4 protein-coding genes are annotated in these 12,430 nt (G+C 72.3%); 1 reads left to right on the top strand and 3 read right to left on the bottom strand.

Going from position 1 to position 12,430, the window contains the following annotated elements; translation table 11 throughout:
- Both IH44_RS0118625 and pulA read right to left on the bottom strand, forming a co-directional pair.
- The coding region (locus IH44_RS0118625; protein WP_051817046.1) for a M4 family metallopeptidase at positions 1–1,839 on the bottom strand (1,839 nt) is incomplete at its 3' end.
- A gap of 437 nt (positions 1,840–2,276) precedes the next feature.
- Positions 2,277–7,838 (bottom strand): pullulanase-type alpha-1,6-glucosidase, encoded by a 5,562-nt coding sequence (gene pulA, locus IH44_RS0118620; protein WP_030460736.1) that lies wholly within the window; start codon positions 7,836–7,838, stop codon positions 2,277–2,279.
- Positions 7,839–8,192: 354 nt separating this feature from the next.
- On the opposite strand from pulA, the gene IH44_RS0118615 reads away from it, so the two are divergent.
- Positions 8,193–9,143 (top strand): phosphatase PAP2 family protein, encoded by a 951-nt coding sequence (locus IH44_RS0118615; protein WP_030460735.1) that lies wholly within the window; start codon positions 8,193–8,195, stop codon positions 9,141–9,143.
- Positions 9,144–9,276: 133 nt separating this feature from the next.
- Here IH44_RS0118615 and IH44_RS0118610 read toward each other — a convergent pair whose 3' ends face one another.
- Positions 9,277–12,321 carry a bifunctional [glutamine synthetase] adenylyltransferase/[glutamine synthetase]-adenylyl-L-tyrosine phosphorylase gene (locus IH44_RS0118610; RefSeq protein ID WP_198545011.1) on the bottom strand — a complete coding sequence of 1,015 codons (3,045 nt, stop codon included), beginning with the start codon at positions 12,319–12,321 and terminating at the stop codon, positions 9,277–9,279.
- Positions 12,322–12,430: the final 109 nt, after the last annotated feature.

The following is a 12,430-nucleotide window of genomic DNA, read 5'->3' as shown; positions in this document are numbered from 1 at the left end:
CTTGTTGGCGGCGTCCTTGGCGGTGACGGTCACGTTGTAGGTGCCGGCCGCGGTGGCGGTGCCGCTGATCACGCCGGTGGAGGCGTTGATCGACAGGCCCGTGGGCAGGCCGGTGGCCGAGTAGCTGAGCGGCGCGGTGCCACCGGTGGCCTTGACCTGCAGGTTGACCGAGCCGTTCAGCGCGGTGGACTGGTTGCCCGGGCTGGTGACGGTCGGGCCGCCGGTGCTGGGGGCGCTGCCGACGTTGACGGCGGCCCAGGCGGTGGCGGTGGCGTTGTACTCGGCCGAGTTGGCCCCGTACAGGTCGGTCGCGGCGGAGAGCATGCCGGCCCGGGCGCTGGCGTAGTTGGTGGTGGAGGTCCAGTAGGTGGTCAGCGCGCGGTACCAGATCGCGGCGGCCTTGTCCCGGCCGATGCCGGTGACGGTGATGCCGTTGGCGGTCGGCGAGTTGTAGCTGACACCGTTGACCACCTTGGCGCCGCTGCCCTCGGACAGCAGGTAGAAGAGGTGGTTGCCGACGCCGGAGGAGTAGTGGACGTCGAGGTTGCCGACGCCGCTGTACCAGGAGTCGGCCGAGGAGCCGTCCTTGGAGGGCTTGTCCATGTAACGGAGCGGCGTGCCGTCGCCGTTGATGTTGATCAGCTCGCCGATCAGGTAGTCCGGGTTGTCCTTGGGCAGGTTCGCGTAGAACTCGACCATGGTGCCGAACACGTCCGAGGTGGACTCGTTCAGGCCGCCGGACTCGCCCGAGTAGTTCAGGCCCGCCGTGTTGGAGGTGACGCCGTGCGTCATCTCGTGGCCCGCGACGTCGAGTTCGGTCAGCGGCTGGGTGTTGCCCGAGCCGTCGCCGTAGGTCATGCAGAAGCAGGTGTCGTCCCAGAACGCGTTGACGTAGTTGCTGCCGTAGTGGACCCGGCTGTACGCGCCGACGCCGTCGTTGCGGATGCCGTTGCGGCCGAAGGTGTTCTTGTAGTAGTCCCAGGTCATCGAGACGCCGTAGTGGGCGTCGACGGCCGCGGACTCCTTGTTGGAGACGGTGCCGTCGCCCCAGCTGTCGGTCGACTTGGTGAACAGGGTGCCGTTGCCGCTGGTGCCGTTGTTCAGGTTGGTGGTGTACATCCCGCCGCGGGTGGCGTCCTTCATCTGGTACGTCGAACCCGACAGCGTGGTGCCGATGGTGACGTTGCCGACGAAGACGCCGTTGCCGGTGCCGGTCTGCACGCCCTCGACCTTCTGGATCACGGCGCCGGTGGTGGCGTCGGTGATCACGTGCAGCTTGCTCGGGGTGCCGTCCTTCTCGGTGCCGGAGACCACGGTCTCCCAGGCCAGCCGCGGGTTGTTGTCGGCGGCCCAGACGACCAGGCGGGGCGCGGTCTCCAGGGCGGAGCCGGCCTCGGCGGCGAGCGCGGTGGACTGGCCCTTGGCGGCGGCCAGCTTCGGGGTGGTGGACAGGCCGGTCAGCGAGGCGGTGGAGGCCCGGTCGACGCCCTTGGTGGTGCCGTTGGCCGCCTGGTGGACGATCAGGTCGCCACCGAGCACGGGGAGTCCGTTGTAGGTGCGCTCGTAGCGGAAGTGCTGGGTGCCGTCGGCGTCCTTGAACGCGTCCTTGGCCACCAGCTTCTCGGCCGAGCCCAGGCCCAGGCCCTGCGCGAAGCCGGCGGAGCGGGTGCCCGCGTCGGCGATCAGCTGGGCGTGCCCGGCGGCCGCCTGCTGGCCGGCGACCTGGGCGCCGGCGGTGGGGGCGGCCTGGGCCACGGCCACCGGGATCGCGGTCACCAGCAGGGCGGTGGTGGCGGCCAGGGCGGCCATGCTCACGCGGGCATGCGTGTAGCGAGACATGCGGGACTCCTTTACCGACCGTCGCGGGGTCACGAGCGGTGGAGAGAATCTGGCCGCGGTTGCGGCGCAGCGGGGGCCCCTGCCGCCGGTCGCGGCTCGGGGTGCGGTGCACGTACGCGGTACCGGGCACGTGGGGTACGCGTGCCGGGCTGCGGCCGCCGGAGTCCTGGGGAGGTTTCCACCGGCGGGAGTTGGGGCTACCTGTCGGTCCGCAGCCGGGGGAATCCTGGCAGCAAACACCTCGTGAATGACAGATGCATGCCACTGATTGACCGATTAATGACTGCCCCTCGACCCCTCGAACACCCCTGCATGGTCCGGCATGTGGGACAGCATCGGAAAGGTCCATGCCAAACCTCGCCGCGAGCGTCGATTTTCGGCCACCACGGAGCGGGGCCCCACCCGGAGGTGAGGCCCCTGTTACCGCCGGGAAACAATCAGTTCTGGACGAACACCGCCACCGTCCGGCCCGGCACCGTGAAGGTGCCCGTAGCCGGGTCGAAGGCGGCCTGCTTCACCACCGGGTCACTGCCCTTCGCCTGCACCTTGTGCAGTTCCTGCCTGCTGCCGCGCAGGCCCGCCACGGTCTGGGTCTGCGCGGTCGGGGTGGCGTTGAAGACCACCGTGATGCCCTTCTCGGCGCCCTTCAGCCCGGTGCCGTCCAGGTGCATGGTGATCACGCCCGGGTCCTCCCCCGCGGTGCCGGACAGCGGGAAGGACAGCCGGCGCTGCACCTCCGCCGTGCTGGCCAGCGCGAACAGCGGCGAGGACTGACGGATCTTCAGGAACTGCTGGTAGATGGCGGTGCTGGCGCCCGTCTCGTTGCAGCCCATCCGCAGCTTCGGGTCGGCCAGCAGCTGCTTGTCGCGGGCCCACATCGACTGGTTGTCGGCCGCCATCGGCAGGCCGCGGCCCCAGCCGTTGCCGAGCTTGCAGTCCCAGCTGATCGAGTTGAACCAGTCACCGGAGTCGAAGGAGTTGGCGTCCAGCGACTTGGAGCGCAGCAGGTCGCTGCCGGCCTGGGCGAAGCCCGGGCCCTGGCTCAGCGCGGTCAGCGACAGGCCCAGCGCCTGCATCCGGGCCCGGTCGGCGGGCGAGGTGGACTGCGGCAGCTTGAACGCCAGCGCGTCGTACAGGTCCGCGTTGTCGTGCGCGTCCAGGTACTCCACCGCCTCGCCGGGGGCGGCCGCGTAGCCGGTCGGCGAGCCGTTGTAGTCGACACCGCTGCCGGTGACCGGCTTCCCGCTGCTGTCGGTGAACTTGTACGCCGCCAGGTTGCCGGTCAGGCCGACCTTCACCTGGTCCATCTGGTGCAGCAGCCGGGCCTTCTGCTGCTCGGGGGTGCCGTTGTCGGCCGAGCCGTTCGGGTCGGTGAACAGGCCGGAGGCGAAGCCCTGCTGCGGGGCCGAGGACAGCTCGAAGTTGCCGCCGCGCCCGGCGTCCCGGATCCGGTCGTTGAAGGTCGCGATGCCGGTGCCGGCCATGTTGACCTGGGTGGCCTGGACGAACCGGGCGTCATTGGCGACCGTCCCGAAGTTCCAACCCTCGCCGTACAGGAAGACGCTCGATCCGTCGACGCCGTCCTTCTGCGGGGTGAGCGCCCGCAGCGCCGACTGCACGTCCAGCATGGTCGACTTCGGGTCCAGGCCCATCAGGTCGAACCGGAAGCCGTCCACCCGGTACTGCTTGGCCCAGGTCACCACTGAGTCCACGACCAGCTTGTTCATCATGGCGTGCTCGGGCGCGGTGTCGGCGCAGCAGGAGTCGGTGGTGACCTTGCCGCTGTCGCTGAGCCGCTGGTAGTAGCCGGGGACGACCTTGTCGAGCACCGACTTGTCGTCCTGCCCGGCCGCCGCGGTGTGGTTGTACACCACGTCCAGCACCACCCGCAGGCCCGCCTCGTGCATCGCCTGCACCATCGCGCGGAACTGCTCGGTGCGCGCGGTGCCGTTCGGGTCGGTGGCGTAGGAGCCCTCCGGCACCGTGTAGTGCAGCGGGTCGTAGCCCCAGTTGTAGGCGTCGTCGGCCTGCACGGCCGCCACGCACTCCTGCTGCTTCTCGGAGTCGGCGGCCAGCGCGGCCAGGTCGCAGGCCGGGAGCTTCTGGTCGGCCCGGTTCTCCCGGATGGTGGCGATGTCGAAGGTCGGCAGCAGGTGGACGGTGGTCACGCCGGCCTTGGCGAGGTCCTTCAGGTGCTGCATGCCCGCCGACCTGGACTGCGTGAACGCCAGGTAGGTGCCCCGCTCGTCGGCCGGCACGGTGCTGTCGGCGGACGAGAAGTCCCGCACGTGCAGCTCCTGGATCTGCTGCTTCACCGCCGGGATCGCCTCCGGACTGCGGTGCTGGTCCCAGCCCTTGGGCTTGGTCGCGGCCGAGGACAGGTCGGCGACCAGGCTGCGCTTGGAGTCCGCGGCCAGCGCGGTCGAGTACGGGTCGGTGACCAGGTTGGTGACCATCTGCTGGACGCTCGGCGCCCACACCTTCACCTGGTACAGGTAGTACTTGCCGTCCAGGTCCTTGGCGTCCCCGGTCAGCGACCAGACGCCGGACGCGTCGTCCCGCTTCAGCGGCACGGTCCTCGGGGTGCCGCCGCTCGCCTTGTCGAACAGCTGCACCGCGACGTCGGTCGCGGTCGGCGCCCACAGCGACAGCGTCACCTTCCGCTTGTCGCCCTTGTCCTTGTCCTTGCCGTTCCCGTTGTTGCCCTTGCCCTGGTCGCCCGAGTACACCGGGCCGAGCTGCGCGGAGGCCGCCTTGGCCGCGTACAGGTCGTCCAGCACGCCGGGGGTCTGCACGCCGGTGGCGGCGAGCGCGGCGCCGTTGGGCAGGTGCTCGGTGAACACCGTCTGGGCGCGCAGCGCGGCGGTGATCCGGCCCGCGTCGCGCGGGTCGACGGTGAACGCCCGGTACCCGGCCAGGTGCGGGAACTTCGCCTTCTGCGCGTCGGTGAGGCCGGCCGCCTGGTTGAGCCGGATCCAGTGGCCCGGCTTGGACAGCACGCCCTTGTCGACGCTCAGCCCGCCCTCGGGGTCGTAGATCAGCTGGGCGCTGGTGCCGCCCTTCAACTGGGCGTCCCCCGCACCGTAGTTGGCGGGCACCACGACGGTCTTCGCGTCGATCCACTGGGCCTTGGCCGAGCCCAGGTCGAGCTGCGAGGAGGTGCCGCCGGCCTGCGGCAGCAGGTGGCCCTCCTGGCCGCCGATGATCCAGATCTCCCGGCCGGAGGTGGCGAAGTCGAGCGACTGGTCCTGCGGCAGGTCCTTGTCGCCGCCGTTGTGGATGATGTAGCTGAGGCTGGTCGCGCCCTGGGCCAGCGGCACCTCGAAGACCGCGCCGAACGCGTCCTGCCGGGCCGGCATCAGCGGGCTGCCCCAGTCGGTGGGCGCGGCCGCGCCGGTCCAGTCGTGCAGGCCCCAGCCGGTGTAGTTGCCGTCGGCCCGCCGGTAGTGGATGACCGCCTTGCCCTCGGGCACCGGCTGCGCCGCGTCCGGATTCGCGGTGCGGACGGTGGCGTCGCCCTCCTTGATCCACACCTCGCCGGTGGCGGAGATGTCGATGTGCCGGTCCTGGTCGACGTCCTTGGTGCCGTTGTTCTCCACCACGAACCCGACGTCGGACGCCCCGCCCTTGAGCTTCACGTACGCGAACGCCCCGTACGCGTCCCGCCCGACGAAGCCGTGCCCGGCCGGCCAGGTGGTCGCCTCGCCGTCGGCGATGTCGCCCCAGGTGTACAGGTTCCAGCCGTCGTAGTCGCCGTCCTTGCGCTGGTAGTGCACCACCGCGTACTCGCGCGACACCGCGCTCGGCGCCGGCGCCGCCGGCTGCTGCCCGGTGGTGAACTCCCCGGTGGTGGAGGCCAGTCGGCCCGCCGAGTCCTCGACCACGGCCTTGAAGCGGACGACGGTCCCCGGCGCGACCCCGTCCAGGTTCTGGGTGACGCGGTACACGCCGTTGTCGGCGGTGCCCAGCGTCTGCCAGGCCCCGTCCCCCACCTGCGCGGCGAAGGTGACCCGGTTGAACCCGCCGCCGGGCACGCTCGCGCCCAGCGTGACGGTGCCGTACGAACCGTCGGCCGGCGCGCTGGCGGTGATCGACGGACCGGCCGCCGGCTTGGCCAGCTTGTGCTCGGCCTTCAGCACCAGCGAGGACATCGCGGGCACGGTGACCGTCACCTTGCCGTCCGCGCCGCTGGTGACCTTGCCCTTGAACCCGTACAGGCCGTCGAAGTCCATGCCCGCCGAGAAGGTGTCCAGCGTGACGGTCTTCGCCTCGGCGGCGTTGTTGACCGCCGCCAGGTACTCGACCTGCTCCTTGGCGTCGATCCGGGAGAACGCGTACACGCCCGGCCCGTCCGCCGCGTACCGCTCGACCTGGGCGCCGTCGGCCAGCGCCGGGTTGTCCTTGCGCAGCTTCGCCAGGCCCGCGATGCCCTGGTACAGCGCACCGTCCTGGCCGTACCGGTCCTTCGAACCCGACTCGCCGCCGATCACGGTGTCGGTGTTGTACGAGGGGGTCTTCGAGGCGAACATGTCCTGCCGGGCGTCCTTGTCGCCGCCCGCGCCGGTGAAGCCCTGCTCGTCGCCGTAGTAGACCACCGGCTGGCCGCGGGTCAGGAACTGCAGCTCGTTGGCGAGCCGGTCCTTGGCCAGCAGCGCGTCGTTCGAGGCGCCCGGGTTGTCGCTCTGCAGGAAGGAGCCGAACCGGCCCATGTCGTGGTTGCCGAGGAAGGTCGGCAGCTCGTAGGCGTCGGTGTCGGCCGTGGTGTACCGGTAGTCCTGCGCGTACAGCGCGCTGAGCGCCTTGGCCGAGCCGTTCTGCGAGACGTACGAGCGGGCCGCCTCCTGGAACGCGAAGTCCAGGGTGGCCTGCAGCTTGCCCTTGGTGACGTACGGGGAGGTGATCGCCGGGTCGCCCGAGTACACCTCGCCGAACATGAAGAACTTCTTGTTGCCCTGCTGCGCGGCGAACTGCTTCAGCGCGGGCGCCCACTGCTCCCAGAACGCCAGGTTGACGTGCTTGACGGTGTCGATCCGGAAGCCGTCGACGCCGGTCTCGGCGACCCACTGCTGGTAGATCTTCTCCATCCCCGCGACGACCTTGGGGTTCTGGGTGTCCAGGTCGTCCAGGCCGGAGAAGTCGCCCTCGGTCGCGGACTCGCCGACGAAGGTCGAGTTGCCCCGGTTGTGGTACAGCGACGGGTCGTTCAGCCAGGACGGGGTCTTCGCCGTGGTGCCCGCCTGGTCGCGGAACACCGGGGTGTAGGGGAAGGAGTCCTTGGTGGTGTTCGGCCACTGCGCCCGGGCGTCGGCGACCGCGGTCTCGTCGACCGGGTTGCCGTCCGCGTCGAGGGTCGGGTAGGCGCCCTCGGAGCGGTAGTCGTACGTCTTCTCCGCGTAGTCGATGACGTCGGCGGTGTGGTTGGTGATGACGTCGAAGAAGACCTTGATGCCGCGCTTGTGCGCCTTGTCGATCAGCTCCTTGAGCTGGGCGTTGGTGCCGAAGTGCGGGTCGACCTGGGTGAAGTCGGTGATCCAGTAGCCGTGGTAGCCGGCCGAGGCGTCCGCGCCGGCGCCCTGCACGGGCTGGTTCTTGAAGATCGGCGCCATCCAGATCGCGGTGGTGCCCAGGTCCTGGATGTAGTCGAGCTTGTCGATCAGGCCCTGCAGGTCACCGCCGTGGTAGAAGCCCTTGTCGGCCGGGTCGAGGCCGTTGTCCATCCGGCCGCCGGTGATACCGCCGGTGTCGTTGCCGGTGCTGCCGTTGGCGAAGCGGTCCGGCAGCACGAAGTAGAACTGCTCGCGGGTCAGGTCGTGCCGGCTCGCGGTGGCCGCCAGGTCCTTGTCGGACGGCGGGGCCGCGGGCTTGGCGGGCGCGGCCGCGGCCAGCGGGGCGGCGCCCAGGGTGGCGGCGATCAGCGAGGCCGCGACCAGGACGGCGGCCCGTCCGGGACGGCGGTAGGGGGTGGTGCGGCGCTGGGGGCGGAACGGGGCGTCGGCCACGGCAGGGCTCTCCCTCGGGGGCGCTCGGGCATGGGGTGGGTGGCGTGGAACCTAGCGCCCTGCAAGATGTTTCAGCAAGATGCGAAAGCGGTTTCGCCCCGGAGTCATACCGAGTCGTGACCTGAGCCCCTTCCCGGCCCGCCCCGCGGCCGCTCCCCCGCCCCCGCCCCGCCCCCGCCGGGGTGCGTGCCCGAACCAGACCCCGGTTCGACCCCTCGTAACCCGCGCGCCACAATGGACGGCATGCGCCTCGAGAACCGATCGACCCCTACCCCCGTAGGGGGACAATCGGTGAAGAATCCCCAACCAGAGGATGAGCAAGCGGCCACACCTGGTCTGGCAGACTTCTCGTCCATGGGGGAACCGACCGAGATCCAGACAACCGGCGCCGAACGTGCCGACCGGACCACGCACACCGGTTCCGACCCGGGCACGGACCGCACCGCCCGTACGCCCGGCGGAGCCACCCGCGTCGCCCGGTCACCCGGGGCCGCCGTCCGCGGCCGCCTGCGCGAGCAGCGCCGCACCCCGCGTCGGCCGCACCTGCTCTTCGAACTCGCCCTGATCGGCCTCAGCTACTGGCTGTACTCGCTGGTCCGCAACGCCGTCCCCGAGCAGGCCGAGATCGCCCAGAAGCACGCCACCTGGGTCTGGAACCTGGAGCACACCCTCGGCATCGCCGTCGAGCGCTCCATCAACCACGGCGTCAACTCGGTCAGCTGGCTGATCGTCGGGATGAACTACTACTACGCCACCCTGCACTTCATCATCACCATCGGCGTGCTGGTCTGGCTCTACCGCTCCCACCCCGGCCGCTACGCCGCCGCCCGGACGGTGCTGTTCGTCACCACCGGCATCGCCCTGGTCGGCTTCTACTGCTTCCCGCTGGCCCCGCCCCGCCTGATGACCGGCGGCGGCTTCCTGGACACCGTCACCCTCCACCAGACCTGGGGCTCGCTGGCCTCCGGCGCCGGGGCGACGGTCTCCAACCAGTACGCGGCGATGCCCTCCATGCACATCGGCTGGTCCATGTGGTGCGGCCTGACCATCTTCTTCCTGGCCCGCCGCACCTGGGTCCGCCTGCTCGGCCTGGCCTACCCCCTGGCCACCCTCAGCGTGATCGTCTCCACCGCCAACCACTTCTGGCTGGACGCGGTCGGCGGCGAGGTCTGCCTGGCCGTCGGCTTCCTCTCCGCCCGCCTGATCTACCACACCTGGGTCTACCGCCTCCCCCGCCGGCCCGGCGAACCGGCCGACCGGGAACTCACCGTCCCCGCCCAGTGGGACACCAAGGTCAACGCCTAACGCCGGCACGCCGCCGGGGGCGCGGGGAACTGCGCGACCGGCCACGCACCTCCCGCAGGATCGCGGCACAGGACGGACCACCCTCCTGCGCCGCGATCCTGCTGTGCGCCCACCCGAAGCCCGCGCTTGCGCGCTACTCCCCGCCGTAGAACAGCCGCTCCACCACCCGGCGGGCACGCCGCGTCGTCCGCCGGTACTCGTCCACCAGCTCCCCCGAGTGCCCCACCCCGTAGCCGAGGTAGCGCGCCACCCCCGCCAGCTCCCGCGCGTCGCCGGGGAAGCTGTCCCCCGCGCGCCCGCGCACCAGCATCACCGCGGCCCGCACCCGGGAGGCGAGCACCCAGGCGGCGTCCAGCACCTCCGCGTCCTCCCGGTCGACCAGCCCGGCCTCCGTCGCGGCGGCCAGCGCCGCCCGGGTGCGGGTGGTGCGCAGGGCCGGCAGCTCGTGGCCGTGCCGGAGCTGCAGCAGCTGCACCGTCCACTCGACGTCCGCCAGCCCGCCGCGGCCGATCTTGGTGTGGGTGGTGGGGTCGGCGCCGCGCGGCAGCCGTTCGGCCTCGATCCGGGCCTTGATCCGGCGGATCTCCATCAGGTCCCGGTCGGGGACGCCCGCGCCGGGGTAGCGCAGCGGGTCGATCAGCTCCCGGAAGCGCGCGCCGAGCTCGGGGTCGCCGGCCATCGGCTCGGCCCGCAGCAGCGCCTGGCTCTCCCAGGCGTGCGACCAGCGCGCGTAGTACGCGGCGTACGAGCTGAGGGTGCGCACCAGCGGGCCGTTGCGGCCCTCGGGGCGCAGGTCGGCGTCGACCAGCAGCGGGGGTTCGACGGACGGGGCGGCCAGCAGGGTGCGCAGTTCGCCGACCACCTCGCGGGCGGCCCGGGCGGCCTCCTCGTCGGGGACGCCGGGCCGGGGATCGTGCACGAACAGCACGTCGGCGTCCGAGCCGTAGCCGAGTTCGTGGCCGCCGAACCGGCCCATCGCGACGATCGCGATCCGGGTGGGCAGCTCGCCGCCCCGGTCCTCCCAGCCGTTGCCCGCGGCGCGCAGCGCGCCCTGCAGGGTGGCGGCGGTGATCGAGGTGAGTGCCTCGCCGGTGAGGTCGAGGGCGCGGGCCGGGTCCTCGTCGAGTCGGCCGAGGACGTCGGCGGCGGCGGTGCGGAACAGTTCGCGGCGGCGGACGGCCCGGGCCGCGGCGACTGCGGCGGCGGGGCTGCCGGCCCGGCCGACGGCGGCCAGCACCTCCGCCTCCAGCGCGGCCCGGCCGCGCGGGACGAGGCCGCCGGCGTCGCCGAGCATGGCGACCGCCTCGGGGGCGCGCAGCAGCAGGTCGGGGGCGAGGCGTCCGGCGGACAGCACCCGGGCGAGCTGTTCGGCGGCGGCGCCCTCGTCGCGCAGCAGCCGCAGGTACCAGGGGGTGCGGCCGAGCGCGTCGGAGACCTGGCGGAAGTTGAGCAGCCCGGCGTCGGGGTCGGCGGAGTCGGCGAACCAGCCGAGCAGCACCGGCAGCAGGGTGCGCTGGATGGCGGCCTTGCGGCTGACGCCGGAGGCGAGCGCGGAGATGTGCCGCAGCGCGGCGGCCGGGTCGGCGTAGCCGAGGGCGGCCAGGCGCTGCTTGGCGGCCTCGGTGCTGAGCCCGGCGGCGCCGGAGCCGGTGACCCGCAGTTCGGCGACCGGCAGTTCGGCGACGGCGTCCAGCAGCGGCCGGTAGAACAGCCGCTCGTGCAGCCGCCGGACCTCCACCGCGTGCCGCTTCCACTCCCGTTGCAGGGCCGCCACCGGGTCGCCCTTGCTGTCCGGGCCGAGCTGGGGGGCCATCGTGCGGGCCAGCCGGCGCAGGTCGGCGGGGTCGGTGGGCATCAGGTGGGTGCGGCGAAGCCGCTGCAGCTGGATCCGGTGCTCCAGGGTGCGCAGGAAGCGGTACGCGGCGTCCAGCGAGGCGGCGTCGGCCCGCCCGACGTAGCCGCCGGCGCTGAGCGCGGCCAGCGCCTCCAGCGTGTTGCCGCTGCGCAGCGCCTCGTCGGTGCGCCCGTGCACGAGTTGCAGCAGCTGGACGGCGAACTCGACGTCGCGCAGGCCGCCGGGGCCGAGCTTCAGCTGCCGGTCCAGCTCGCCGGCCGGGATGGCGTCGACCACCCGGCGGCGCATCTGCTGGACGTCGGTGACGAAGTTCTCCCGGGCGGCGGCCTGCCACACCAGCGGGGCGACGGCCTCGGCGTAGGCGCGGCCGAGTTCGGGGTCGCCGGCGATCGGGCGGGCCTTGAGCAGGGCCTGGAACTCCCAGGTCTTGGCCCAGCGCTGGTAGTAGGCGAGGTGGCTGGCCAGGGTGCGCACCAGCGGGCCGTTGCGGCCCTCGGGGCGCAGGTTGGCGTCGACCGGCCAGATGGTGCCCTCGCCGGTGGTGTCGGAGCACAGCCGCATGGCGTGCGCGGCGAGCCGGGTGGCGGCCTGCACGGCCTTCTGCTCGTCGACGCCCTCGCGGGCCTCGGCCACGAAGATCACGTCCACGTCGGAGACGTAGTTCAGCTCGCGGCCGCCGCACTTGCCCATTCCGATCACCGCCAGCCGGGCGGCCGCGGCGGCCTCCGGGTCCTGCTCGGCGGCGATGTCGAGGGCGGCCTGCAGGGTGGCGCCAGCCAGGTCGGCGAGTTCGGCGGCGGCCTGCGGCAGGTCGGTGGTGCCGGACAGGTCGCGGGCGGCGATGGCCAGCAGGCAGCGCCGGTAGGCGGCGCGCAGCGCGTCGGCCCGGTCGCCCTCCGGCTCGGCCCACACCCGGCGGGTGAGTTCGCCGAGGAAGTCGCCCCGGCCGGGGTGGATGTCGCGCAGCTCGAAGGAGACCAGGGCGTGCCAGTCGCGGGGGTGCCGGGCCAGGTGGTCGGCGAGCGCGGTCGAGGCGCCCAGGACGCCCAGCAGCCGGTCCCGCAGCGGCTTGGCGGCGGTCAGGGTGTCGCGCAGGGTGTGCCGCTCGTGCGGATCCAGCGCCTCCAGCAGCCGGGCCAGCCCGAACAGCGCCTGGTCCGGATCGGCCGCGGCACTCAGCGCGTCCAGCAGCACCGGATCGCCGGCCAGCCCGTGCAGCGCCGGTTCGTCGAGCAGCCGCACCGCCTGGTCCGGATCGGAGAACCCGCGCCGCACCAGTCGGGTCTCCAACCGGCTGACCCGGCTCCCGGCCCGTTCCTCCACCGTGCTCCCGCTTCCCGTCGCCGATCCCTGCTCCGAAGCGTACGTTCCCGCCCGCCCCGGACGCGCCCCGTGACGCACCGTCAACCGGGTCCCGGTGCTCCCCGCCTCC

The organism is Kitasatospora sp. NRRL B-11411 (assembly GCF_000721345.1).
GTDB classification, from domain to species: domain Bacteria; phylum Actinomycetota; class Actinomycetes; order Streptomycetales; family Streptomycetaceae; genus Kitasatospora; species Kitasatospora cineracea.
Note: the sequence above shows the minus strand (reverse complement) of the source record. Positions and strands in the feature narration are given on the sequence as shown.